General features: G+C 62.8%; 24 protein-coding genes. 13 read left to right on the forward strand and 11 right to left on the reverse strand.

What is annotated here, in order from left to right; all coding sequences use genetic code 11:
• Positions 1-94: 94 nt before the first annotated feature.
• Complete coding sequence (locus tag ACK56M_RS24025; RefSeq protein ID WP_015271666.1) at positions 95-493, forward strand: nuclear transport factor 2 family protein; 399 nt, start codon at positions 95-97, stop codon at positions 491-493.
• A 124-nt stretch (positions 494-617) separates the two neighbouring features.
• Here the strand turns inward: ACK56M_RS24025 and ACK56M_RS24030 are convergent, their stop codons facing one another.
• The 6 genes from ACK56M_RS24030 to ACK56M_RS24055 form a co-directional block, all read right to left on the reverse strand.
• Complete coding sequence (locus ACK56M_RS24030; RefSeq protein WP_191472169.1) at positions 618-1,196, reverse strand: DJ-1/PfpI family protein; 579 nt, start codon at positions 1,194-1,196, stop codon at positions 618-620.
• Between the two features lie 51 nt (positions 1,197-1,247).
• On the reverse strand, positions 1,248-2,405 hold the full coding sequence (locus tag ACK56M_RS24035; RefSeq protein WP_015271668.1) for a phospholipase D-like domain-containing protein: 1,158 nt from the start codon (positions 2,403-2,405) through the stop codon (positions 1,248-1,250).
• A 1-nt stretch (position 2,406) separates the two neighbouring features.
• Positions 2,407-2,988 carry a YceI family protein gene (locus tag ACK56M_RS24040; RefSeq protein ID WP_015271669.1) on the reverse strand — a complete coding sequence of 194 codons (582 nt, stop codon included), beginning with the start codon at positions 2,986-2,988 and terminating at the stop codon, positions 2,407-2,409.
• Between the two features lie 44 nt (positions 2,989-3,032).
• Positions 3,033-3,329 carry a hypothetical protein gene (locus tag ACK56M_RS24045; protein WP_013974066.1) on the reverse strand — a complete coding sequence of 99 codons (297 nt, stop codon included), beginning with the start codon at positions 3,327-3,329 and terminating at the stop codon, positions 3,033-3,035.
• A complete protein-coding gene (locus ACK56M_RS24050) occupies positions 3,326-4,405 on the reverse strand; it encodes a serine hydrolase domain-containing protein (protein WP_191472167.1) in 1,080 nt (359 codons plus the stop codon). The genes ACK56M_RS24045 and ACK56M_RS24050 overlap by 4 nt, the downstream gene beginning before the upstream one ends.
• Positions 4,406-4,577: 172 nt before the next feature.
• On the reverse strand, positions 4,578-5,465 hold the full coding sequence (locus tag ACK56M_RS24055) for a hypothetical protein (RefSeq protein WP_015271671.1): 888 nt from the start codon (positions 5,463-5,465) through the stop codon (positions 4,578-4,580).
• A 160-nt stretch (positions 5,466-5,625) separates the two neighbouring features.
• On the opposite strand from ACK56M_RS24055, the gene olsB reads away from it, so the two are divergent.
• Positions 5,626-6,381, forward strand: coding sequence for an L-ornithine N(alpha)-acyltransferase (gene olsB, locus ACK56M_RS24060; protein WP_015271672.1), 756 nt, complete (start codon positions 5,626-5,628; stop codon positions 6,379-6,381).
• Complete coding sequence (locus ACK56M_RS24065) at positions 6,381-7,169, forward strand: lysophospholipid acyltransferase family protein (RefSeq protein WP_015271673.1); 789 nt, start codon at positions 6,381-6,383, stop codon at positions 7,167-7,169. Before olsB ends, ACK56M_RS24065 begins: the two co-directional genes overlap by 1 nt.
• Before the next feature lie 61 nt (positions 7,170-7,230).
• Here the strand turns inward: ACK56M_RS24065 and ACK56M_RS24070 are convergent, their stop codons facing one another.
• Positions 7,231-7,815 carry an ACP phosphodiesterase gene (locus tag ACK56M_RS24070; protein ID WP_015271674.1) on the reverse strand — a complete coding sequence of 195 codons (585 nt, stop codon included), beginning with the start codon at positions 7,813-7,815 and terminating at the stop codon, positions 7,231-7,233.
• A gap of 150 nt (positions 7,816-7,965) precedes the next feature.
• On the opposite strand from ACK56M_RS24070, the gene ACK56M_RS24075 reads away from it, so the two are divergent.
• Together ACK56M_RS24075 and ACK56M_RS24080 are read left to right on the forward strand one after the other, a co-directional pair.
• Positions 7,966-8,268 carry an ArsR/SmtB family transcription factor gene (locus tag ACK56M_RS24075; protein WP_015271675.1) on the forward strand — a complete coding sequence of 101 codons (303 nt, stop codon included), beginning with the start codon at positions 7,966-7,968 and terminating at the stop codon, positions 8,266-8,268.
• A 17-nt stretch (positions 8,269-8,285) separates the two neighbouring features.
• Positions 8,286-9,335 (forward strand): alkene reductase, encoded by a 1,050-nt coding sequence (locus ACK56M_RS24080; protein WP_015271676.1) that lies wholly within the window; start codon positions 8,286-8,288, stop codon positions 9,333-9,335.
• A gap of 122 nt (positions 9,336-9,457) precedes the next feature.
• Here the strand turns inward: ACK56M_RS24080 and ACK56M_RS24085 are convergent, their stop codons facing one another.
• The 3 genes from ACK56M_RS24085 to ACK56M_RS24095 all read right to left on the reverse strand — a co-directional run bounded on the left by ACK56M_RS24085 (position 9,458) and on the right by ACK56M_RS24095 (position 12,350).
• The gene (locus ACK56M_RS24085) at positions 9,458-10,327 is read right to left on the reverse strand and encodes a hypothetical protein (RefSeq protein ID WP_015271677.1); all 870 of its coding nucleotides are present in this window, start codon (positions 10,325-10,327) and stop codon (positions 9,458-9,460) included.
• Positions 10,328-10,414: 87 nt separating this feature from the next.
• Positions 10,415-11,410, reverse strand: coding sequence for an NAD-dependent epimerase/dehydratase family protein (locus ACK56M_RS24090; protein ID WP_015271678.1), 996 nt, complete (start codon positions 11,408-11,410; stop codon positions 10,415-10,417).
• 49 nt (positions 11,411-11,459) lie between these two features.
• A complete protein-coding gene (locus ACK56M_RS24095; RefSeq protein ID WP_015271679.1) occupies positions 11,460-12,350 on the reverse strand; it encodes a LysR family transcriptional regulator ArgP in 891 nt (296 codons plus the stop codon).
• A gap of 97 nt (positions 12,351-12,447) precedes the next feature.
• On the opposite strand from ACK56M_RS24095, the gene ACK56M_RS24100 reads away from it, so the two are divergent.
• Together ACK56M_RS24100 and ACK56M_RS24105 are read left to right on the forward strand one after the other, a co-directional pair.
• A complete protein-coding gene (locus ACK56M_RS24100; protein ID WP_003258234.1) occupies positions 12,448-13,047 on the forward strand; it encodes a LysE/ArgO family amino acid transporter in 600 nt (199 codons plus the stop codon).
• 283 nt (positions 13,048-13,330) lie between these two features.
• Positions 13,331-13,927: a superoxide dismutase gene (locus tag ACK56M_RS24105; RefSeq protein ID WP_013974076.1), complete on the forward strand. Its 597-nt coding sequence runs from the start codon at positions 13,331-13,333 to the stop codon at positions 13,925-13,927.
• A 117-nt stretch (positions 13,928-14,044) separates the two neighbouring features.
• Here ACK56M_RS24105 and ACK56M_RS24110 read toward each other — a convergent pair whose 3' ends face one another.
• The gene (locus ACK56M_RS24110; protein WP_217190089.1) at positions 14,045-14,794 is read right to left on the reverse strand and encodes a hydroxypyruvate isomerase family protein; all 750 of its coding nucleotides are present in this window, start codon (positions 14,792-14,794) and stop codon (positions 14,045-14,047) included.
• A 92-nt stretch (positions 14,795-14,886) separates the two neighbouring features.
• Between ACK56M_RS24110 and ACK56M_RS24115 the strand changes: the two genes are divergently transcribed.
• The 6 genes from ACK56M_RS24115 (at position 14,887) to ACK56M_RS24140 (ending at position 24,358) form a co-directional block, all read left to right on the forward strand.
• Complete coding sequence (locus tag ACK56M_RS24115; protein WP_015271681.1) at positions 14,887-15,789, forward strand: GntR family transcriptional regulator; 903 nt, start codon at positions 14,887-14,889, stop codon at positions 15,787-15,789.
• A 212-nt stretch (positions 15,790-16,001) separates the two neighbouring features.
• Complete coding sequence (locus ACK56M_RS24120) at positions 16,002-18,458, forward strand: membrane-bound PQQ-dependent dehydrogenase, glucose/quinate/shikimate family (protein WP_411959103.1); 2,457 nt, start codon at positions 16,002-16,004, stop codon at positions 18,456-18,458.
• A gap of 190 nt (positions 18,459-18,648) precedes the next feature.
• The gene (locus ACK56M_RS24125; RefSeq protein WP_043935892.1) at positions 18,649-19,386 is read left to right on the forward strand and encodes a TSUP family transporter; all 738 of its coding nucleotides are present in this window, start codon (positions 18,649-18,651) and stop codon (positions 19,384-19,386) included.
• Between the two features lie 29 nt (positions 19,387-19,415).
• Entirely contained in the window at positions 19,416-20,384 is a 969-nt protein-coding gene (locus tag ACK56M_RS24130) for a TauD/TfdA family dioxygenase (protein WP_411959104.1), read from the forward strand.
• 425 nt (positions 20,385-20,809) lie between these two features.
• A complete protein-coding gene (locus ACK56M_RS24135) occupies positions 20,810-22,864 on the forward strand; it encodes a putative bifunctional diguanylate cyclase/phosphodiesterase (RefSeq protein ID WP_411959105.1) in 2,055 nt (684 codons plus the stop codon).
• Positions 22,865-23,020: 156 nt separating this feature from the next.
• Positions 23,021-24,358, forward strand: a complete 1,338-nt coding sequence (locus ACK56M_RS24140) for an imelysin family protein (protein ID WP_013974080.1) — start codon at positions 23,021-23,023, stop codon at positions 24,356-24,358.
• Positions 24,359-24,548: the final 190 nt, after the last annotated feature.

A 24,548-nucleotide genomic window follows, 5' to 3' on the forward strand; every position in this document is an offset into this window, starting at 1 on the left:
TGTGGATGACGCGCTCGGCTAAGCCGGGCTTGAGGGGAAACCCTATCATCCGGAGCGACGACCCGCCTTTTCCCTCCACGACAGGTATTGTTCCATGACCGCTACCGAACTGGTAAATGCTTACTACGCCGCCTTCAATGCGGGCGACATGCCGGCCTTTCTCGCCCTGCTCAGCGAGGATGTGATCCACGACATCAACCAGGGCGAGCGGCAGATGGGCAAGGCCCGGTTTGCAGCGTTCATGGACAAGATGAACCGCTGCTACCGCGAGCGCCTGGCCGATATCGTGGTGATGCAGAACGCCGACGGCAGCCGCGCGGCGGCGGAGTTCACCGTGCATGGGGAATATCTGGCCGATGACGAAGGGTTGCCGGCGGCCAACGGGCAGACCTATGTGCTGCCGGCAGGGGCGTTCTTCTATATCCATTGCGGGAAGATTGCCCGGGTGACCAACTACTACAACCTCAATGACTGGGTCGAGCAGGTGGGTTAAGCCTGGTTGAGCTGTGTTGCCTGCACTGGCCTCATCGCCGGCAAGCCAGCTCCCACAGGTACTCCACAGGTCTTGAAACCTTCGCTAAACCTGTGGGAGCTGGCTTGCCGGCGATAAGGCCGTATCAGGCAATACGGGTACCAAGCACCTTGAGGAATGCCGCCAACCACGCCGGATGCGCCGGCCATGCCGGTGCCGTCACCAGGTTGCCGTCCACATGCGCCTGGTCCACCGCGATATCGATGAATGTCCCGCCCGCCAAGCGCACTTCCGGGGCGCACGCCGGGTACGCACTGCATTCGCGCCCTTCCAGCACGCCGGCCGCCGCCAGCAACTGGGCACCATGGCAAACCGCCGCGATCGGCTTGCCGGCCTGGTCGAACGCCCGCACCAGCTCCAGCACCCGCTCATCCAGGCGCAGGTACTCCGGTGCACGACCACCCGGGATCAGCAGCGCGTCGTAACTCTCGGGCCGTACACGCACGAAGTCATAATTCAAGGCAAAGTTGTGCCCCGGCTTTTCGCTGTAGGTCTGTTCGCCCTCGAAATCATGAATCGCGGTACGCACGGTCTGCCCCGCGACCTTTTCCGGGCATACCGCATGCACCGTGTGCCCGACCATGCTCAGCGCCTGGAACGGCACCATGACTTCGTAATCTTCGACGTAGTCGCCGACCAACATGAGAATTTTCTTTCCCGTCATCGCACCCACTCCTTCGATTGCCTTGAGCCAATCACTGCACGATAGCTGGTCTCAGTCGCGACGGTCGAGCAAGTTGACCACCAACCGGTCCAGCCACCCCCACAACCGCTGCTTCACCCGGCGCCACAGCGGCCGGGCATTCCAGTGGCCCAGGTCGACCACCTCGCTCAACGCGAAATCACGCTCGAAACTGGCCTGCACGGCAGCCGTCAGCGGCGGGTCGAGTGCCTCGATATTGGCCTCGAGGTTGAAGCGCAAGTTCCAGTGATCGAAGTTGCATGAGCCGATACTGACCCAATCGTCGATCAACACCATCTTCAGGTGCAGGAAACACGGCTGGTACTCGTAGATACGCACCCCGGCGCGCAGCAGACGCGGGTAATAGCGATGCCCGGCGTAACGTACCGATGGATGATCGGTGCGCGGCCCGGTCAGCAGCAGCCGCACATCGACCCCCTTGCCGGCAGCCCGGCGCAGCGACCGACGCACGCTCCAGGTCGGCAGGAAGTAAGGCGTGGCCAGCCACACTCGCTGCTTGCCGCTGTTGATCGCGCGCACCAGCGAATGCAGGATGTCCTGGTGCTGGCGGGCGTCGGCATAGGCTACCCGGCCCATGCCCTGCCCCTGTGCAGGCACCTTGGGCAGGCGCGGCAGGCCAAAGCCCTCGGCGGGGCGCCAGGCTGTGCGACGGTTGTTGGCGTGCCACTGGCGGTCGAACAGTAACTGCCAGTCGCTTACCACCGGCCCCTGCATCTGCACCATCACCTCGTGCCATTCACTGGTCGCCTCGCCCGGCGTCCAGAACTCGTCGGTGACGCCCGTGCCGCCCACCACTGCCCAGCGTTCGTCCACCAGCAGCAACTTGCGGTGATCGCGGTACAGGTTGCGCAAGCCACGCTTCCAGCGCAGGCGGTTGTACCAGCGCAGGTACACACCTGCGTCCAGCAGGCGCTGACGCAACTTGCTGTTGAAGGCCAGCGAGCCATAGTCGTCGAACAGGCAGCGCACCCGCACGCCACGTCGGGCAGCCTGCTCCAGCGCTTCGACCACCGCATCCGCGCAGTCACCGGCCTCGACCAGGTACAGTTCCAGGTCGACCTGGAATTCGGCGCGCATGATCGCCAGGAGCATGCGCGGAAAAAACTCGGGGCCGTCGATCAGCAGTTCGAACTGGTTGCCATCCCGCCAGGGAAAGACCGGCCCCGGCATGTCAGCGGGCGGTGAAGATCAGCACCGCGCTAACCGGCACCGACGGGTTGATGGACTTGAGTCCGGCGAACTTGCGCAGGCGTTGCAGCCCCGGCAGCAGGCCGAAATCCTCGGCGCGCAGCACCAAGGGCTCCAGGGTCACCACCTGGAAGCGTCGCTCGTCCAGGCGGGTGGCCAGCAGCAGGGCGTTGTAGCTGTGGGACTGGCCATGCAGCGTCACGGTCAATGGCAGGCGTAGTTCGATCTGGGCACCGTTGGCCAGGTCGTTGATCGGCCGTAGGTCCAGTTGCGCCTGCACCTTGGCTTCGGCAAAGCGCTCGACCTCGAACAGGTCCTCGCGCATGCGTTCATCACGCAGCGGAATACCGCTGCTCACCGAGTCCATCTCGATGCTCAACGCGGCCACTCCCTTGCGGTCGACCGTTCCATGCAGCACCAGGAAGCGGTGCACTTCGGCGGTGTTACCGTTCTTGCCGGTAATGAACGAAAGGCGCGAAGACTCGCCATCGAGGTGCCAGTTGGCGTGGGCGGGCAGGCAAAAAGCCAGCAACAAGGCGGGCAGCAGGCGGGGCAGCTTGAACATGACAGATCTCGTGAAACCAGGCCGCCAACCTTACCCGCCCGCCTTCACGGCAGCAAGCGGCAGCCCTCGCGCGGGCCTTGCCAGGCAGCCTGATTGCGACGGCCCAGGCCTTCGGCGGTGACCTGCCGCTGTTGGCTGTCTTCCTCCAGCAGGCTCAGCGGCAGCCATTGCTTCACGTAGCCTTGGCAATACGCCGGCTCGAACCCCATGACGAAGCGGCACGAGCAATATTCCTTGGCCGAGTAGGCCGAAAGGATACCGGGGAAGTCCGCCAGGGCCTGGCGCTCATGCCAGGCCCAGTAGACCACCCCCAGCAGCACCACCAGCAGCACCCGCTTCATGCCCCCTCCCCAGCCAGCGCCGCGAGTATCCGCTTGAGCAGTTCATCGTGCTGGTAGCTGCCGTCGCGGTCATCGGCGTAACGCACGATCACCAGCTTTTGCGCGGGCAGCACGTACAGCGCCTGGCCCCAGTGGCCAAGGGCTGCGTAGGTGTCCGCGGGAGCACTCGGCCAAGGCCGGGCAGCGCCGACCAGCGGCTGATTGAGCCACCAGTGGCCACCGGGGTTGGCCTCGCCGGGCAGTGCTTCGGCTTTGGCAAACGGCGTGCGGTTGAAAGCCACCCAGGGCTTGGGCAGCAATTGCCGATCCTGCCAACGCCCGTCGCGCTGCATCAGCAGGCCGATGCGCGCCAGGTCGCGAGCGCTGAGGTACAGGTAGGACGAACCCACATAGGTACCCGCGCGGTCCCGCTCCCATACCGCGCTGTCGATCCCCAACGGAATGAACAGCGCATGCCAGGGGTAGTCGGGGTACTGACCGGCATCGAGCATGCCGCGCAACGCCGCGGCCAGCAGGTTGCTGTCGCCACTGGAATAGAGAAACCGCTGGCCCGGGCTGGCCACCGCTTCCCGCGCCGCGGTGTAGGCCGCCATGTCCTCGCGGCCACGGGTATACAGCATGGCCACCACCGAGGACTTGAGCGGGGCGTACTCGTAGTCTTCCTGCCAGTCCAGGCCGCTGGCCCAATGCAGCAGATCGGCCATGCGCACGCCGGGATGGGCGTGCATGGCCGGGTAGAAATGGGTCACCGGGTCCTGCAACTGGAAGCGGCCTTCGCCCTGGGCTATGCCCAATAGCGTGGCGAGTACGCTCTTGCTGATCGACCAGGTCAGGTGGGCGGTGGCGGCAGTGCTGGGGGCGGCGTAGCGTTCGTGGAGGATGCGGCCGTCGCGGATGATCAGCAGGGCGTCGGTGCGGATGCCGCTGCGTTCGGGGGTGGTGCGTGCGGGGAAGGCGTAGGCGTCGACGGCTTGCCAGTCGAGGGGGGTGTTGTCGATTGGCCAGTCGGGTTCAGGCCAGTCTTCGGCCCGGGCACAACCCGCAACCATTATCAGGATGATCAAGAGTATTTTCATCGTGATCGCCGTTATTGGGGCCGCTGCGCAGCCCTATCGCGACACAAGGCCGCTCCTACAGGTACAGCGTCAGCCTGAACTTGACGCGTTCCCCTGTAGGAGCGGCCTTGTGTCGCGAAAGGGCCGCAAAGCGGCCCCAGGATTCATCGGATCACACAAACCTATCAGGCATTCATGACAATCCCGCAGCAGCCCAAGCCTTGTTCAGCCGCTTCTCCCGCGCCGCCGCCGCCAGCGCCATCACCCCCTGGTCACGCTGCCAGATCTGCGCCCACTGCGCCGGCCCCGCCGCCAACGCGGCATCGATCTCCCCTCGCAGCGCCTGGAACTGTGCAAACAATCCTCCCAGCAACAAATGGCAACCAACGCTATCGGCGCACTGCCGGCTACCTTCGGCACACCCGGCCAGCAGCCCAAGCAGCTGCAGGCGCAGGGCCTGCGGCCAGGCGCACTCCTGCCCCACGCCATAGAGCCAGGCCGTCAACGCCGTAAGCACATACAAGTCCTCAAGCGAACGGAACGGCTTCACATAGGCATCCCAACCATCACCGGCCAATAACTCGCACGCCGCGTGCTCCAGCACCAGTCGCCCATGGCCTACCTCCGGCATCAGCGGCAGGGTCGGCAGCGCTTCCAGCGTCACACCTGGCTCCCCGGGGTAGACCACCGCCAGGTTCAACTGCGGCGCCGCGCCCGTCGCCTCGCAGCGCGCCGCCACCAGCAGCCATTCCGCCTCCAGGCCTGCAGTGACGAAGTCCTTGCTGCCGGTCAGCCGCAAGCCGTCCAGGCGCGTGCGCATGTCCGCCGGCCGCACGCTGCGCCGTTCGGTGGCGCACAGGGCGCCGAGGCTGGGTGGAGCACTGGGCCACAGCACGCGCAAGGCGGCCTGGTAGCCGACCAGGAAGGCCAGGCCGGGGGTGGCCATCGCGCGCCCGCCGAGCACCGCCAGTTCGAACGGGGCAACCGGGCCAAGGCGCTCGAGCAGCGCGGCATAGGTTTCGCCCAGGGTGCCCGCCAGCGCTTGGCGAAGCGGGTCGTTGAGTCGTTGCAACCAGGCCATCGGTCGGCTCCTTGCTGAAGGGCTTTCAGTTGTGGCTCAGGGGGTGTCACGCAAGCATCACCAAAGATTCACAGGGGTGACACCCCATCTACCTAGGCTGACTTTGCACAACAAAGCCGACCGGCCGCAACCCTTCATGGCTGGCTTATGGAGACTCGTAATGACTCGGATCGCTCACGCTGGCGACAACAGCACCGAACGCCGTCTGCAAGCCGAACGCCTGGTTGGCGCCGCGGCCCTGCAGGAAGCCCAGGCCCTGCGCTACAAAGTGTTCAGCGCCGAATTCAAGGCCAAGCTCAAAGGAGCCGAGCAAGGCCTGGACATGGACGACTACGACGTGCACTGCCGCCACATTGGCGTACGCGACCTGAGCACCGGCGAGCTGGTTGCCACCACCCGCCTGCTCGACCATCAGGCCGCCAGCAGCCTGGGCCGCTTCTATAGCGAAGAAGAATTCAGCCTGCACGGCCTGTTGCAGCTGCAGGGCCCGATCCTGGAGCTGGGCCGAACCTGCGTAGCTCCCGACTACCGCAACGGCGGCACCATCGCCGTGCTCTGGGGCGAACTGGCCGAAGTGCTCAACGAAGGCCGCTACAGCTACCTGATGGGCTGCGCCAGCATCCCCATGCAAGATGGCGGGGTGCAGGCCCACGCGGTGATGCAGCGCCTGCGTGACCGCTACCTGTGCACCGAGCACCTGCGCGCCGAGCCGAAGAACCCGTTGCCCAACCTGGCCCTGCCGAACAACGTCATCGCCGAGATGCCACCGCTGCTCAAGGCGTACATGCGCCTGGGCGCGAAGATCTGCGGCGAGCCGTGCTGGGACGAAGACTTCCAGGTGGCCGATGTGTTCATCCTGCTCAAGCGCGACGAACTGTGCCCACGCTACGCCCGCCACTTCAAGGCAGCGGTCTGATGCCGAAGCTGCGGGTAATGGCCCGCCTGACTCGACTGCTGCTGGTACTGCTGCTGGGCATGCTGATGGCCAGCGTGATCGCCCTGGGCGAACGCCTGGGGTTCAAGGCGCCCATCGAGCGCCGCCAGCGCTGGACCTGCCTGTTCATGAAGCGCCTGGTCGCGGCCCTTCCCTTCGATGTGCGGGTGATCGGAGAGCTGCCCCAACGGCCAATGCTGTGGGTCAGCAACCACGTGTCCTGGACCGATATCCCGTTGCTTGGCATGCTGCTGCCGCTGTCGTTCCTGTCAAAGGCCGAAGTGCGGCACTGGCCGGTGGCCGGCTGGCTGGCGGAAAAGGCCGGCACTTTGTTCATCCGCCGTGGCGGGGGCGACAGCCAGCGCCTGCGTGAGCAGATCGCCGGGCAACTGGGTCTTTCCCGGCCGCTACTGATCTTCCCGGAGGGCACCACCACAAGTGGCCGTACCCTGCGCACCTTCCATGGTCGCCTGCTGGCAGGTGCCATCGACCGTGGCGTGGCGGTGCAGCCGGTCGCTATCCAGTACCTGCGCGATGGCCAGATCGACCCGATTGCACCGTTCATTGGTGACGATGACCTGGTGTCGCACCTGATGCGCCTGTTTGCCCTGCCGCGGGGCGAGGTATGCATTCACCTGCTGCAGCCGATCGGCAGCGTGGGCAAGGAGCGAGCGGTGCTGGCGTTGCAGGCGCAGCAGGCGATTCACCTGGCGTTGTTCGGGGTTGAAGAAGTCGAGCTGGCGCCACGGCGGCAGGCGCGGGCTGCCTGAACTCTTGCACTGCCAGTACCGGCCTCTTCGCGGGCTTGCCCGCGAAGAGGCCAGCGCAGGACTAACTGCCAGACAACCGGCCAGCCGCTGCAAACGCCTGCAACTGTGGATAAAACTCCCTGAAGTCCGCCAGCAATGGCTCATACAGCCGCTCCAGCTCCCCCATCACCCCAACCATCCCCTCCGGCCGCGACAAGCGCCGGGCAATACCGTTGAACACCTGCTCCAGCGTGGCAAAATCGCCATACGCCCCCAGCCAGTCATCCGCCGCCATGAACGGCGCAATCCGCGCCAGCCGCCCCGGCAACTCGGGCTCCGCCAGCAATACCCGATAAAAGTCCCCGGTGAACTGCTCCAGCGGCTGCTCGGCATAATCCTGCCAATGCCGGGCCAGGCAATGGTCGAAAAACACATCCAGAACGATACCGGCAAAGCGCCGCCGCTCACGCGGAAAACGCGCAAGAGCCGCCAACACCAACGGGTGCTGGTCGGTATAGCTGTCGATATGCCGGTGCAGCCGGATGGCCGCCTCCAGCGCTGGCGGGAAGCGCCCTTCCAGCGAGCCTTTGACGAAGTCGCCATACAGGCTGCCAAGCAGTTGGTGCGGCGCCGGGCCGCCAAGGTGCAGGTGTGCGAGGTAGTTCATGAGCGCAGTCTAGCACCGCCGGCCCATATATCGTTATAACGCGATATAGCGATTCGTGCTCAGCTCAGAACCTCTTCATATTTGTATATCGGGAAACCACGATTTACATTTCGTTCTATCGCGATATACCGCTACAACGAGCCTCAACCCATGCCTATCGATCTCGACGAAATCATAAAAGCGCTGGCCCACCCGGTCAGGCGAGAAATCCTCAGCTGGCTGAAGGACCCGGCGACACAATTCCCCGACCAGTACCACAGCACCGAGAACGGTGTATGTGCCGGGCAGATAGACCAACGCTGCGGTCTGTCGCAGTCGACCGTCTCCGCCCACCTGGCCACCTTGCAGCGCGCCGGGCTGATCAGCAGCCAGAAGATCGGCCAATGGCATTTCTTCAAACGCAACGAAGCCACCATCCAGGCGTTTCTCGAACAACTGCGCCAAGCACTCTGAACAGGCAGGTAACCGTAATGACCACGCTTTTCGATCCGATCACCCTGGGCGACCTGCAACTGCCCAACCGCATCATCATGGCCCCGCTCACCCGCTGCCGGGCCGACGAAGGCCGCGTGCCCAACGCGCTGATGGCCGAGTATTACGTACAGCGCGCCAGCGCCGGGCTGATCCTCAGCGAGGCGACCTCGGTCAGCGCCATGGGCGTCGGCTACCCGGATACCCCTGGTATCTGGAACGACGAACAGGTGCGTGGCTGGAACAACGTGACCAAGGCCGTGCATGCCGCCGGCGGGCGCATCTTCCTGCAGCTGTGGCATGTTGGCCGCATCTCCCACCCCAGCTACCTGAACGGCGAGCTGCCGGTGGCCCCCAGCGCGATCCAGCCCAAAGGCCATGTAAGCCTGGTGCGCCCGCTCAGTGACTACCCCACCCCACGCGCGCTGGAAACCGAAGAAATCATCGACATCGTCGAGGCCTACCGCAGCGGTGCCGAGAATGCCAAGGCTGCCGGTTTCGATGGCGTGGAAATCCACGGCGCCAACGGCTACCTGCTCGACCAGTTCCTGCAGAGCAGCACCAACCAGCGCACCGACCGCTACGGCGGTTCGCTGGAAAACCGTGCGCGGCTGCTGCTGGAAGTGACCGATGCGGCCATTGAGGTGTGGGGCGCAAACCGCGTGGGCGTGCACCTGGCGCCGCGGGCCGATGCCCATGACATGGGCGATGCCGACCGTGCCGAAACCTTTACCTACGTGGCCCGTGAGCTGGGCAAGCGTGGTATTGCCTTCATCTGCTCGCGGGAAAAGGAAGCCGATGACAGTATCGGCCCGCTGATCAAGGAAGCGTTCGGCGGCCCGTACATCGTCAACGAGCGGTTTGACAAGGCCAGTGCCAATGCCGCCCTGGCCAGCGGCAAGGCCGACGCCGTGGCGTTTGGCGTGCCGTTCATCGCCAACCCTGACCTGCCGGCGCGGCTGGCGGCGGATGCGCCGTTGAACGAGGCGCGGCCGGAGACTTTCTATGGCAAGGGGCCGGTGGGGTACATCGACTATCCGCGGTTGTAACTGAAATCGCCGGGGCCGCTTTACGGCCCTATCGCGACACAAGGCCGCTCCACAGGGGAACGCGATTTCCTGTAGGAGCGGCCTTGTGTCGCGATAGGAGGGCAAAGCCCTCCCCTGCAATGTCACGGCCGGGCATTGATCTGCTGCTGCAGGTTCTGGATCTGGCTCTGCAAGGTATTCAGGTTGCGTGTCGTCTGCGCCCGGAAGGCGTCGAATTCCTGCACCGAAGCACCACTGGACGCCGCCGCGGCCGGGCGGTTATCGATCTGGCTCTTGAGCACCAGGATGTCCTGCTCCAGGTCCTGGATGGCCGCGCTCGGGTTACCCTGCTTCTTCAGCGCAGCAACCTCGCTGCCCAGGCTCTTGAGCTGCGCATCCAGCTTGGCGCCATCCACCTGCGCGGCCTTCAGCGCAGCAACCTGTTCGTTCAGGCCCTTGAACTGGGTATCCAGCTTGCCACCATCGACCTGGCCCGAGCGCAATGCGGCCAGCTCACCATTCACCGCCTTCAGTTGCGCCTGCAACTGGGTTTGCAGCTGGGTCACGGCCTTCTGCTGTTCGCGGGTATCAGCCAGTACCTGCTCCAGGCGCTTGCCCAGATCGCCGGTCTGCCCGGCCACCCCCTGCTGCAACTGACGCAGTTGCAGCTTCAACGCCTCGCTGTTGGTAGTGGCGCCGGATTCGCTGGCCGCCACCTTGCCGCTGATCGCCTGCAGGCGCCCGGCAGCCTCTTCGCTGATGCGAGCGAAGCTTTCCTGGGTCGCCACCAGTTGCTGCTCCATCAGCGAGATCTGCTGGAAGCTCCACCAGCCAAGGCCCGCCAAGGCGATGAACGAGGCCCCGAGCAATGCCCACAGCGGCGCCGTGCTGGCACCGCGAGCGGCCTTCTGGCGGCTGCGCACCACGTGCGCCGGCATCAGTTCGTCATCGTCATGGGTGCCCGCCCGCAGGCTAGGCACGTCATCGTAGTCATCGTGAGCATGGTTACGCATGGATACATTCAACCGCGGTAGTCGCAAAGAGGCACGAGTATAAACCGCCAGCGCGGCGGGTTGATGACCATTGTCGGCCGGCCGGCTTTACTGCCCCGGCGGCTGGTGCTTCCACCAGGCACAGAATTCATCCAATGCCGTCCACAGGCTGACCTTGGGCTGGTAGTCCAGGTACTGTCGGGCGCGGCTGATATCCAGGGTGAAATCGCGGCTCATCACCTGCATCCCCAGGCGCGACAGGGTCGGTTGCGGGCGTCCCGGCCACAACATGCAGGCCGCCTCGTTCAGCGCGGCCAGGCTGTAGGCCAGGCCGTAGGAACGGTAACGGGTAACCTGCGGCAGCTGCATCTGGCGCATCACGTAGTTGACCACATCCCACAGCGGCAGCGGCTGGCCGTTACTGATGTTGTAAGCCTGGCCCAGCGCCCGGTCGTCAGCGAACAGGGCACTGAGCAGTGCTTCGTTAAGGTTGTGCACGCTGGTGAAATCGACTTTGTTCAGGCCGTTGCCGATGATCGCCACGCGCCCCTTGCGCTGCATCTGCATCAGCCGCGGGAAGATACTGGCATCGCCAGCGCCGGTGACGAAGCGTGGGCGCAGCGCCAGCACCTCGAGGCCGAACTCCTGGGCACCGAACACTTTCTGCTCGGCCATGTACTTGGTCTGCCCGTAGTGGTCGTGGAAGCGGCGAGGCACCTGGTCTTCACGGATGTCCAGGCGCGAGCGGCCATTGAAGTAGATCGACGGCGACGACAGGTGTACCAGCCGCCGTACGTGCTCCTTCAAGCAGCCCTCGACCACGTTTTCGGTGACCACCACATTGCCTTGATAGAAGTCCTGGTAGCGCCCCCAGTTGCCCACTGCGCCAGCGCAGTGCACTACCGCCTCGACGCCCTGGCACAGGCGGCGGGCCAGCTCGGCATCCCCCAGGTCGCCGGGGATGAACTGGGCGCCGCGCTTGACCAGGTGCTCGACCCCTTCGGCTCGACGGCCGCTGACCCGCACGTCCAGGCCCTGCTCCAGGGCAAAGCGCGCAAAGCGCCCGCCAATGAAGCCACTCGCGCCGGTGACCAGAATTCGCATGTAAGACTCCGTCTTGCCAGATTTCAGATGCAACTGACGCCAGCCGTGGCTACAAGGGCACCAGCCATTGCCGTGCGGAGTGCCGCAGGTGGTCGGTCAGTTGCGCGAGCAGTTGCCCGCCATTGCGCCAATGATGCCAGTACAGCGGCACATCGATGGGGGTATCGCTGCAGATTTCCACCAGCCGGCCGCTGGCCAGTTGCTCGCGGGCCTGCAGTTCAGGCACCAGGCCCCAGCCCAGGCCAGCTTCGGTCATGCGCAGGAAGCCTTCGGACGACGGGCACAGGTGGTGCAGGAAGCCATCCTCGATGCCCAGCGATGCCAGGTAGCGGTGTTGCAGGAAGTCGTCCGGGCCGTACACGATCGCCGGGGTACGGGCCAGGCGGCTGGCGGCGAAGCCCTGCGGAAAATGCCGCGCCATGAACCCGGGGCTGGCCAGCGCCCGGTAGCGCATGGCACCCAGTGGCAGGCTGCGCGCCCCGGCCACTGGCCGCTCGCTGCCACACAGGCAGGCCGCCACCTCGCCCGCACGCATGCGTTTCAGGCCCACTTCCTGGTCTTCCACCACGAGGTCGGTCAGCACATTCTGCTGTGCGCAGAAGTTACCCACCGCACCGGCCCACCAAGTGGCCAGGCTGTCGGCATTGAGGGCGATGCGCAAGCGCTCCGGCATGCCCTCCTCGTCCAGCGCCGGCACCTGGCGCTGCAGGTCGCGCTCAAGCAGGCGCACCTGCTGCACATGGTTGAGCAACTGGCGGCCGACTTCGGTCGGGCTTGGCGGCGTGGCACGCACCAGCACCGGCTGGCCGACCCGCGCCTCAAGCAGCTTGATGCGCTGGGAAATGGCCGACTGCGACAAGCCCAGCACCTGCGCCGCGCGTTCGAAACCACCCTGCTCGATCACGGCGGCGAGGGCGGCCAGCAGCTTGTAGTCGAACATCGATTTTCCTAATGACGGATCAGCTCTATTTGTTTTTCTTATACAGCGTGGTTCATCACAATGGCCAGCATCTTTTAGACGCTTTGGAGAGCGCGCCATGTGGCAAAGCTATCTCAACGGCATGCTCGTGGCCTTCGGCCTGATCATGGCCATCGGTGCACAGAACGCTTTCGTCCTCGCCCAGAGCTTGCGCCGCGAGCATCATTTGCCGGTGGCGGCACTGTGCATCGTCTGTGACGCCATCCTGGTGGCTGCCGGAGTGTTCGGCCTGGCCACCGTGCTGGCGCACAACCCGACCTTGCTGGCGATCGCCCGCTGGGGCGGCGCGGTGTTCCTGATCTGGTACGGCGCCAAGGCTTTGCGCAGCGCCTGCTCCAGGCAGAGCCTGCAGCACCAGCAAGGCCAGGGTGCGCGCTCACGCCGCGCGGTATTGCTCAGTGCCCTGGCGGTGACCCTGCTGAACCCGCACGTGTACCTCGACACGGTGCTGCTGATCGGCTCGCTGGGCGCCCAGCAGGCTGCGCCTGGCGCCTACGTGGCCGGCGCTGCCAGCGCCTCGCTGCTGTGGTTCTCGACCCTGGCGATCGGTGCGGCCTGGCTGGCGCCGTGGCTGGCCAGGCCGGCGACCTGGCGCATGCTCGACCTGATGGTGGCGGTGATGATGTTCGCGGTGGCGGCGCAGTTGATCTTCAACTGACCCTGGGCTTGTCACAACATTTCTAGCGCCTGGCAGATCGAGCGCCGCGCGGGCGGCGCTCGATCTGCCAGGCGCCACAAGGGGTAAGCCGAACACCACCGGTCGGCACACCCCAACCGCTCTGGAACCTCTATTCCCTATCTTTGTTGCGTGGTTATGCGCCGGGCCCGGTGCTATGATCCAGCCCTTGCGTCGCAAAGAGTACAAACTCGCCGACGCTCATCGGGCCGCCCGTGATCGGCCTTGCGCAAACCGCAAACAGACCTGAATCAGGAGATCCACCATGGCTTTTGAATTGCCGCCGCTGCCGTACGCCCACGATGCCCTGCAGCCGCACATCTCCAAGGAAACCCTGGAGTATCACCACGACAAACACCACAACACCTATGTCGTGAACCTGAACAACCTGGTCCCAGGCACCGAATTCGAAGGCAAGACCCTGGAAGAGATCGTCAAGAGCTCTTCGGGCGGCATCTTCAACAACGCCGCTCAAGTCTGGAACCACACCTTCTACTGGAACTGCCTGGCACCAAACGCCGGTGGCCAGCCGACCGGTGCCCTGGCTGACGCCATCAACGCCGCTTTCGGTTCCTTCGACAAGTTCAAGGAAGAGTTCACCAAGACTTCGGTTGGCACCTTCGGTTCCGGCTGGGGCTGGCTGGTGAAGAAGGCTGACGGTTCCCTGGCCCTGGCCAGCACCATCGGCGCCGGCTGCCCGCTGACCAGCGGCGACACCCCGCTGCTGACCTGCGACGTCTGGGAACACGCCTACTACATCGACTACCGCAACCTGCGTCCGAAGTACGTCGAGGCGTTCTGGAACCTGGTCAACTGGGCCTTCGTTGCCGAACAGTTCGAAGGCAAGACCTTCAAGGCCTGAGTGATCCAGCCTTGAGACAGAACCCCGGCGCCACGCCGGGGCTCTTCGAAAATCCGATGCCAGTCCTCTGGTATCGGATTTTTTTCGGGGCATGCGAGGGGCCAGAACGCCGTATTTTCAGGAAACGTACCGATCAAGCCAGCCAAGGCTATCTACAGTGGCACCCGTAGGCCGATACTCACATCCAACCCACCCTGCATACCCGCGCTGCTCCAGCGCCGCCAGCAACCCTGCAACATCCATCTGCCCCGTCCCCGGCTGATGCCGCCCCGGGCAGTCGGCCACCTGCACATGCACCGTCCGTTCAAAGAACTGCGCCAGCACATCGGCAGCATTTCCGGTCAGCAACTGTGCATGATAAAGATCAAGGATCAGCCCCATACCGGGATGCGCCTCCAGTACCTGCTGCGCCTTGCCGAAATCGGACATGTAATACCCCGGCATTGCCTGCGTGCAGATCACCTCGATCAATGGCCGCAGCCCCTGGTCTTCAAAATACTTCACGGCATAGTCCAGGTTGCTCGCGTACACCTTGTCGGCGCCATCCTCGTGGGTTACCCCGGACATCAGGTGCACATCCGCACACGCCAGTGCGCGGGCATAGCTGACGGCCTGGCGTAACCCGTCACGGAACTCGGGCTCCTTGCCCGCCACCGCGGCAATACCCTTGGAAACGCCAGCCGGCGCAGCGAACTGGACCAATGGCAACCCATATTGCGCCAGTTGATCAGCCAACAAACTCGCATCGAATTCATAGGGCGACGGGAATTCCACCGCGCGAAATCCGGCGGCGGCAGCGGCTTCGATACGCTGCAGAAAAGGCAGTTCATTGAACTGGAAGCCGAGATGAGCATTGAATTTGAGCATGCGTATAGATCCATCCGTGTGTGGTATTTTCCTGCCCCAGTCCGACCCGAATCTGCTGGATCGACTGAAGATAACCATTCGGAATACAGCCTGTGATAAAGAAAGATCTCGCCCTGCAGTTGGCCCCTCGCGTCATCGAGATGATCCGCGCCCGGTCGATGAAGGCCGGCGAGCCATTGCGCGAGCAGACCTTCGCCCAAGCCTTCGATGTCTCCCGCTCCCCCATTCGCAGGGTATTTGCCCTGCTCGCCGAGTGGAACATCGCGGTGCAGGAGCCCAATCGCGGCTACTTTCTGAAACAGGACGCCGGGCAGATCCAGGAAACCACTGTACCGCCCACCTGCGACCCATTCGAAGACTTCTACCTGCGCGTGGTGGACGACATCCTCAGCGGGGAAGTCCCTGCCGAATTCTTTGAGGCCCAATTACTGCGACGCTACTCCGTGCCCCGCGGGCAACTGCTCAAGGTCCTCAACCGGCTGGCCAGCGAAGCCATGGTCGAGCGCAAGCCCGGGCAAGGCTGGAGCCTTAACGAATTCGTACACAACGCCCAGACCCACATCCAGAGCTACCGCTTCCGCATGGCCATCGAGCCGGCCGCACTGCGCGAACCAGGCTACAAGGTCAACCAGGCCGCATTTGCCAAAGCCCGGGAGCAACAGCAGGCCATGCTCGACGGCGAAATTCACCAGCTGTCACGTGCCCAACTGTTCGAAATTGGCGCCCAGTTTCACGAAATGATCGTGCAGTGCTCGGGCAATCTCTTCTTCATAGATGCCATACGTCGGCAAAACCAGCTCAGACGCTTCATGAGCTACAAAGCCAACGTCGACCGCAGTCGCCTGATGACGCAATGCCTGGAGCACCTGCACCTGCTCGACTTGATCGAGTCCGGTCGGCGTGAAGAAGCCGCTCAGTTTCTCTGGAAACATCTGGACGAAGTCGGCCGGCTCAAGACCCGTCAGGATGCCTTGCTGGAAAGCCAGCAGGCGTAACCCCTTCCCCCGCCTTCCTTTCATTACCCGCGCGTTCAGATCAGGGAAGGCAGCTTAGACATTGCCTTCCTTTTACGCAAGATACAAAACCGCCCTGAGATTCAGCGCCATGAGTAAATTTCGCGCCACTTATTGTATTTCATTGTAAGAATAAGCAATTATGCGCGCCGCTCGGACGCACTGTGGCACCGAATCACACAGGGATGATTGCAATGAAACAAGGAACGTTGGCTAACGGGACGGGGGTCTCCAGCCTGCTGTTCGGGGTGTACACGATTCTGCTGGCCCTGCTTGGCCTGACGCTGGCCTGTCAGGGAAGCACGCTGGTCAGTGCCGGCGGCTCGCCTTACTACGCAATGATGGGTACCGCATTGCTGCTGTCAGCCGCACTCATGGGCCTGAAGAAGTCGCTCGGCATCTATCTCTACGGTGCAGCATCCCTGGCCACCTACGGCTGGGCAATCTGGGAATCCGGCTACAACGGCTGGGCCTATATCCCACGTCTGGCATGGCTGGTACTTCTCAGTGTGATCTTTCTGGCCTTCTGGCCTCTTGTCCGGCGCGACTTTGCCAAAGTCAACAAGGCACTGTATTTCAGCGTCATGGGGGGGCTGCCGCTGCTGATGGCGGCCACCATCCTGACACCGCTGTTCTTCCCCAACACCGTTCACCTGGCCGACTCGCCCGCTATCACCGCACATACACAGCAACCCTTCAGCCGCAGTACCGTGACCTCACCGGACGCCAATGTCGCCGCGTCCCACGACAAGACCAACTGGACCGCCTATGCCGGCTCCAACCTCGGCAACCACTATTCCGCTGCGGCGCAGATTACCCCAAGCAACGTTTCCGGCCTGGTCAAGGCCTGGGAGTATCATCATGGCGATGTGAAACAGCCTGGCGAAAAAACCAAGTATCTGAACGAGGCCACGCCAATCAAGGTTGGCGACTCGCTGTATACCTGCACGCCCAAGCAAATCATCATTTCGTTGAGCGCCACTACCGGCAAAGAGAACTGGCGCTACGACTCGAAAGTCGACCCGGACTATTTCGCCAACGGTGGTGCCTATTGCCGTGGTGTCTCGTACTACGAAGTACCCAATGCCAGTGGCCTATGCGCCAAACGCATCATCTGGGGTACCAACGACATCCGCCTGGGTGCAGTTGATGCGCTCACCGGGCAGGCCTGCCCAGATTTCGGCACGGCAGGCTTTGCCGACCTCAAGGACGGCCTGGGCACGTTCCGCAAAGGCTCCACCGGCATCACTTCTGCACCACTGGTAATCCGTGGTGTGGTCATTACCGGTGGCCGCGTGCTTGACTCGGATGTGCGCCCGGCGCCATCAGGTGTGGTTCGCGCCTACGACGCAGTCAGCGGCAAACAGAAGTGGGCCTGGGACCTCGGTCGCCCCGACAGCACTGCGCCTGCCGACGCCGATGAAACCTATACGCTCAGCACGCCCAACTCATGGGCGCCGATTTCCGCCGACGACGAACTGGGGCTGGTCTACATCACCACCGGCAATGCTGCCGGCGACTTCTATGGCGGTACCCGTACCGAACAGGAAGACAAGTTCAGCTCTTCACTGGTGGCCCTGGATGCGCTCACCGGCAAGGTCAAATGGCATTTCCAGACCGTCCATCACGACCTCTGGGACTACGACCTGAGCCCACAACCGGCGCTGATCGATTTCCCCACGAGCAGCGGCCCACGCCCGGCCGTCATTCAAGCGACCAAATCGGGCCAGTTGTTCGTCCTCGACCGCGCCACCGGCGAACCGCTGGTCGACGTGGTGCAGGCTGCCGTCCCGCAGGGCACTGCCCCTGGAGACTACACCGCGGCGACGCAGCCGCTGTCACCAAGCATGCCGAGCACCATGGGCCGCCCATCGAAAAGACCGGAAGTGCTGAACGAAGCCGACGCCTGGGGCCTGACGCCGTTCGATCAGTTGCAATGCCGCATCGAGTTTCGCCAGGCGCGTTACGAAGGGATCTTTACACCGCCGGTAGTCGGCCAGCAAAGCCTGATCTTTCCCGGCCATCACGGCGGCCTGAACTGGGGCGGAGTGATGGTGGACCTGCAGCGAGGCCTGCTGATCATCAACAACCAGCGGTTGCCGTACATGCAGGGGCTGGTTCCACGCGAACAGCTCGATGCGATCAATGCCAAGTCGTTTCAGGAGTCGCCGGGCAATAACCAGGGGTTCCGCGTCCAGGCCGGTCTGCCGTTCGGGGCAATCAAGGACCCATGGATGTCAGCGCTGGAACAGCCGTGCATCGCACCACCCTGGGGGTTCATCTCCGCTATCGACCTGCGCACACGTGAAGTGCGCTGGAGCCGCCCGTTCGGCACCGGCTATGACAGTGGGCCCTTGGGCATCGCCTCGAAACTGCGCTTCGAAATCGGCACTCCGAGCGACGCTACTGGCGTGGCTACAGCAGGAGGCGTGACCTTCACTGGCGCTGCCATCGACCGTTTCATGCGCGCCTACAACAGCGAAAGTGGTGAATTGCTGTGGGAAGAGCGCCTACCGGCCGGCAACCAGGCTTCGCCCCTGACCTACATGAGCGAAGGGCGGCAGTACGTTGTTGCCGTGGTCGGCGGGCATGACCGGATTCCGACCAAGCTGGGTGACAGCATCATTGCCTGGGCGCTGCCGGAAAAATAGCGCGCCCGCTGCGTAAAGGCGCTGCTCGGCACTGAAAGCCAGGCGCTGACATACCCGCTATCAACCAATCATCGACAGCCGATGGCGCGCCGTGCGCCGTCGGGTGGCTGCGTGCGCGCCACAAACAGCAACGAGCAACTGCGGTACAGAAGTGCCCGCTTGAATTCATGTCAATCAGACAGGAGTGACAATGTTTGAACTATCCGCTGGCCTATATGTTTTGGTGGGCGTCAGTTTTCTAACTTCTTTGATGACTGCCGCTATCGGCGTAGGCGGCGGGATTGGCCTATTGGCAGTCATGCCGCAGTTCCTGCCCATTTCTGCCGTTGTGCCAGTGCATGGCCTGATTCAGATGGTCAGCAACGGCAGCCGCTTCGCCTTCGATTACAAGCACGCAAAAATCGAGATTCTCCCGCGTTATGTCATCGGCTGCCTTTCAGGGGCAGCCATCGGTTACTTCTTCATTGGGCATTTCCCGGAAAAGTACCTGTCGTTGATTCTCGGCATCTTCATCCTGGCGATTACCTGGACCAAGCTGGTCGCCTCGCTCGGCTTTGTCCTGAAAAACTTTGCCATCGTTGGCTTCCTGCAAACGTTTCTATCACTGTTCGTTGCCGTCACCGGGCTTATTTCCCAGCCGATCCTGATGAGGATGAACATCAACAAGGATCAGGTCATCGTCACCCACGCCATGCAGATGAGTGTATTGCACGGCCTGAAAGTAGCTGCCTTTGTCTTTGCCGGCTTTGCCTTCATGGACTATGCCCAGTTGATCATCATCATGATCACCGCCTCCACCGCCGGTTCCTACCTGGGCGGCTTTCTTCGAAACCGAATATCGCAACGTGTTGGCGCCATCCTGCTTAAAGCCGGGGTGACGTTCTTCGGTTTGAAAATGATTGTGGACCACTTTATTCAAAACGTCTGAGCTTCATCCATTCAAACAAGGAGTTTGAAATGATCGCGCGTAAAAAGTTTGATTCCAAGGACAGCCAGGGGATCCCGACTTTTCTTCATGAACATGGATATTGCGTAATCAACCCCGAGGACGATTCGCTCGAGGCCTTTCGCGCGGTGGCAGGCCGGTTCGGCCTGATCCAGTTCCATACCAAATCCGACAAGACTGGCGTGGTCGGCGGCGGCGATCCGATCAACAAGGACTGGCAAGCGTTCAGGGACGACTACCACGGCGAACTGTCGAGCGACTTCTATCCCCATACGGATGGCTCGTTCCTCAATGGCATGGCGTATATCGATGGGGTTGCCAGAAAGATTACCCCGCCCAAATACGTCATTCTGCAGTGCGTTTCCAAACCGCAGTTTGGCGGTGACAACTTCCTGGTGGATGGGCAACGCATTTATAATGACCTGCTGGTGAATCATCCCGACATCCTGAGGATCCTGATGACCAGTGGCAGTGTCACGTACTGCCGTGATGACCTGCTGTCGATCGATTGTTCTGTCTTCGAAAAGGTCAATGAGAACAAACTGCGTATTCGCTACCGGTATGACAGCACTGCGTTCAGTCCGGAATGGGCCAGTTCCGCCTTCCAGTATATCCAGGATGAATATTCAACCAACCCGGACTACATCACCAACATTAGCCTGGAACCCGGCGAAATCCTGGTCATGGACAACTTGCGAGTATTGCATGCACGCCACCAGTTCACTGACGGCAACATGAAAAGAAAAGTCCGTAGGCTGTGGATTGCCGATGACACCAGCATGGTATTCAAGAATATTCTCAACCAGTCGCCGGTGCGCAGGGCCATGTTGCCGTTCCAGAAATACAATATTGCCGCCGCCGAGAACGCGCCTGCCTTCATCGATTACAGTTACGGGATTCGGTTTCAGTCGGACATGTTCCTGACCCCGCCCTGTGCCGAACTTGAACAATGGCCGGCCAGCAGTGCCAATCGCCAATAACCCTTTCCCCGCACTACTGTAACTGCCCGATAACGCGTGCCTTCACAGTGCCTGCCTGATGGCGGATGCTGTGCTCGTCTGCATGCGTACACAGGTGGTTGCCTTTCATCGCAGGGATCCGTCCGCTTCTCCAGCGGCGTGTAAATCAGACCCGCCCCACAGGCGCTACTCCATTTGGAGGAATGTGCCATGCCTGAGGGGGCGGGCTTGCCCGCGAAGCGGTCGACACGGTTTTCATCCACGCCCCACCCGCAAAACGCTTGCTCAGCCCGCATACCACGCTAACATCAAACCTCTGGAAGATTGTCACGGCGCATTCAAGTTGCGGGGTCAGGCAACCGATACACTTCTGATGGTCGGCCGATAGTGTATCGTCATCGTTGATGGCAAAATGATGCCATGCGCATGGATTAAGGAAACCCCCATTGAAGCTGGAATTGCGGAACAGCTTGTCGGTCAAGTTGCTCAGGGTCGTGCTGCTGTCGGCGCTAGCGGTCGGTGTCGTGCTCAGCTGTGCGCAAATCGTCTACGACACCTACAAGACCCGCCAAGCCGTGAACAGCGATGCCCAACGCATCCTCGACATGTTCCGCGACCCCTCGACCCAGGCGGTATATAGCCTCGACCGCGAAATGGGCATGCAGGTGATTGAAGGCCTGTTCCAGGATGAATCGGTACGCATGGCCTCCATTGGCCACCCCAACGAAACCATGCTCGCAGAAAAGTCCCGCCCGCTGCAGGACATGTCCATGCGCTGGCTGACCGACCTGATCCTCGGCCAGGAACGTACCTACAGCACGCAACTGGTCGGCCGCGGCCCCTACAGCGAATACTACGGCGACCTGAGCATCACCCTCGGCACCTCGTCCTACGGCGAAGATTTCCTGATCAACGCCGTGATCATCTTCATTTCCGGCGTGTTGCGGGCCCTGGCCATGGGCCTGGTGCTGTACCTGGTCTACCACTGGCTGCTGACCAAACCGCTGTCGAAGATCATCGAGCACCTCACCCAGATCAACCCCGACCGCCCCAGCCAGCATCAGCTACCGCTGCTCAAGGGCCACGAGAAGAACGAGCTGGGCCTGTGGGTAAATACCGCCAACCAGCTGCTGGCCTCGATCGAGCGCAACACCCATCTGCGTCACGAGGCGGAAAACAGCCTGCAACGCATGGCCCAGTACGACTTCCTCACCGGCCTGCCCAACCGCCAGCAACTGCAGCAGCAACTGGACAAGATCCTCGTCGACGGTGGCCGCCTGCAACACCGCGTGGCGGTACTGTGCGTAGGCCTGGACGACTTCAAGGGCATCAACGAGCAGTTCAGCTACCAGGTCGGCGACCAGTTGCTGCTGGCCCTGGCCGACCGCCTGCGCGCCCACAGCGGCCGACTGGGCGCCCTGGCACGCCTGGGCGGTGACCAGTTCGCCCTGGTGCAGGCCAATATCGAGCAGCCCTACGAGGCCGCCGAACTGGCGCAGAGTATCCTCGACGACCTGGAAGTGCCGTTCGACCTCGACCACCACCAGCAGATCCGCCTGCGCGCCACCATCGGCATCACCCTGTTCCCGGAAGACGGCGACAGCACCGAGAAGCTGCTGCAGAAAGCCGAACAGACCATGACCTTGGCCAAGGCCCGTTCGCGCAACCGCTACCAGTTCTACATCGCCAGCGTCGACAGCGAGATGCGCCGCCGTCGCGAACTGGAAAAGGACCTGCGCGAAGCCCTGCCACGCAACCAGCTGTACCTGGTGTATCAGCCACAGATCAGCTACCGCGACCACCGCGTGGTCGGTGTCGAAGCACTGCTGCGCTGGCAACATCCGGAGCTGGGCATGGTGCCCCCGGACCAGTTCATCCCCCTGGCCGAACAGAACGGCAGCATCATCGGCATCGGCGAATGGGTGCTCGACCAGGCGTGCCGGCAATTGCGCGAATGGCACGACATGGGCTTCAGCGACCTGCGCATGGCGGTCAACCTGTCCACCGTACAGCTGCACCACAACGAGCTGCCGCGGGTGGTCAACAACCTGCTGCAGGCTTACCGCCTGCCACCACGCAGCCTGGAACTGGAAGTCACCGAGACCGGCCTGATGGAAGACATCAGCACCGCCGCCCAGCACCTGCTGAGCCTGCGCCGCTCCGGAGCACTGATTGCCATCGACGACTTCGGCACCGGCTACTCGTCGCTCAGCTACCTGAAATCGCTGCCGCTGGACAAGATCAAGATCGACAAGAGCTTCGTCCAGGACCTGCTGGACGACGATGACGACGCCACCATCGTCCGCGCCATCATCCAGCTGGGCAAGAGCCTGGGAATGCAGGTAATCGCCGAAGGCGTGGAAACCGCCGAACAAGAAACCTACATCGTCGCCCAGGGCTGCCACGAGGGCCAGGGCTACCACTACAGCAAGCCGCTGTCGGCCCGTGAGCTGACCAACTTCCTCAAGCAGGCACAGCGAAACCAGGTTTCGATGTTCTGAGCCGCCTGCCCGATTACAGCCCGTGACCGGCATTTACACGAATTGCATGCCCGCCCCTTTACAGCAAATGCAAATCTTTCGCATGATGTTGTCGTTTCGCGTGCCACGGCGCACCGTCCACCCCTTGGTCCAACCACACGACGCAGGAAACCAATAATGATTCGAATGCCTCTGGCCTCCGCCAGTCTGCTGGCCATTGCCATCGCTCTCGCCGGTTGCGGCGAAGGCAAGGACGACAAGGCCGCCGCGCCGCAAGCCCAGGCACCTGCTGCCGCCAGCACCACCGCTGCAGCGCCCGGGGCTGTCGACGAAGCCGCCGGCAAAGCCGTGGTCAAGCATTACGCCGAGCTGGTCTACGCCGTGTACAGCGACTCGCTGAGCACCGCCAAGACCCTGCAGACCGCAGTCGACGCGTTCCTGGCCAAGCCGAACGACGAAACTCTGAAAGCAGCCAGGGAAGCCTGGGTCGCCTCGCGCGTACCGTACCTGCAGAGCGAAGTATTCCGCTTCGGCAACACCATCATCGACGACTGGGAAGGCCAGGTGAACGCCTGGCCGCTGGACGAAGGCCTGATCGACTACGTCGACAAGAGCTATGAGCACGCCCTGGGCAACCCGGCGGCCAACGCCAACATCATCGCCAACACCGAGATCCAGGTGGGCGAAGAGAAGATCGACGTCAAGGACATCACCCCCGAGAAGCTGGCCAGCCTGAACGAACTGGGCGGCTCTGAAGCCAACGTCGCCACCGGCTACCACGCCATCGAGTTCCTGCTCTGGGGCCAGGACCTGAACGGCACCGGCCCGGGCGCTGGCAACCGTCCGGCGTCGGACTACCTGGAAGGCAAGGGCGCCACCGGTGGCCACAACGACCGCCGCCGTGCCTACCTGAAAGCGGTCACCGACCTGCTGGTCAAGGACCTCGAAGAGATGGTCGGCAACTGGGCACCGAACGTTGCCGACAACTACCGCGCCAAGCTGGAAGCCGAGTCGGTCAACGACGGCCTGCGCAAGATGCTGTTCGGCATGGGCAGCCTGTCGCTGGGCGAACTGGCTGGCGAGCGCATGAAGGTTTCGCTGGAGGCCAACTCGCCGGAAGACGAGCACGACTGCTTCAGCGACAACACCCACTACTCGCACTTCTACGATGCCAAGGGCATCCGCAACGTCTACCTGGGCGAGTACACCCGCCCGGACGGCAGCAAGGTGACCGGCCCGAGCCTGTCGTCGCTGGTGGCCAAAGTGGACCCGGCTGCCGACGCCACCCTCAAGGCCGACCTGGAAGCCACCGAAGCCAAGATCCAGGTGATCGTCGACCACGCGCTCAAGGGCGAGCACTACGACCAGCTGATCGCTGCCGACAACGCAGCCGGCAACCAGATCGTGCGTGACGCCATCGCCTCCCTGGTCAAGCAGACCGGTGCGATCGAGCAGGCCGCGGGCAAGCTGGGCATTGCCAACCTGAACCCGGATACCGCGGATCACGAGTTCTGATCCTGCTGTAGCGGTTCTGAAAGAGGCGGCCTTCGGGTCGCCTTTTTTGCTTCCGGCCCTATCGCCGGCAAGCCAGCTCCCACAGGTTCCCCACTGGGCTCAGAGGCTGTGGGGTACCTGTGGGAGCTGGCTTGCCGGCGATAGGGCCCGACCAGGCAACCACAAACCATGGCCAACTGACACCGATTTC

It is taken from the genome of Pseudomonas sp. s4 (assembly GCF_046764235.1).
Lineage (GTDB): Bacteria > Pseudomonadota > Gammaproteobacteria > Pseudomonadales > Pseudomonadaceae > Aquipseudomonas > Aquipseudomonas asiatica.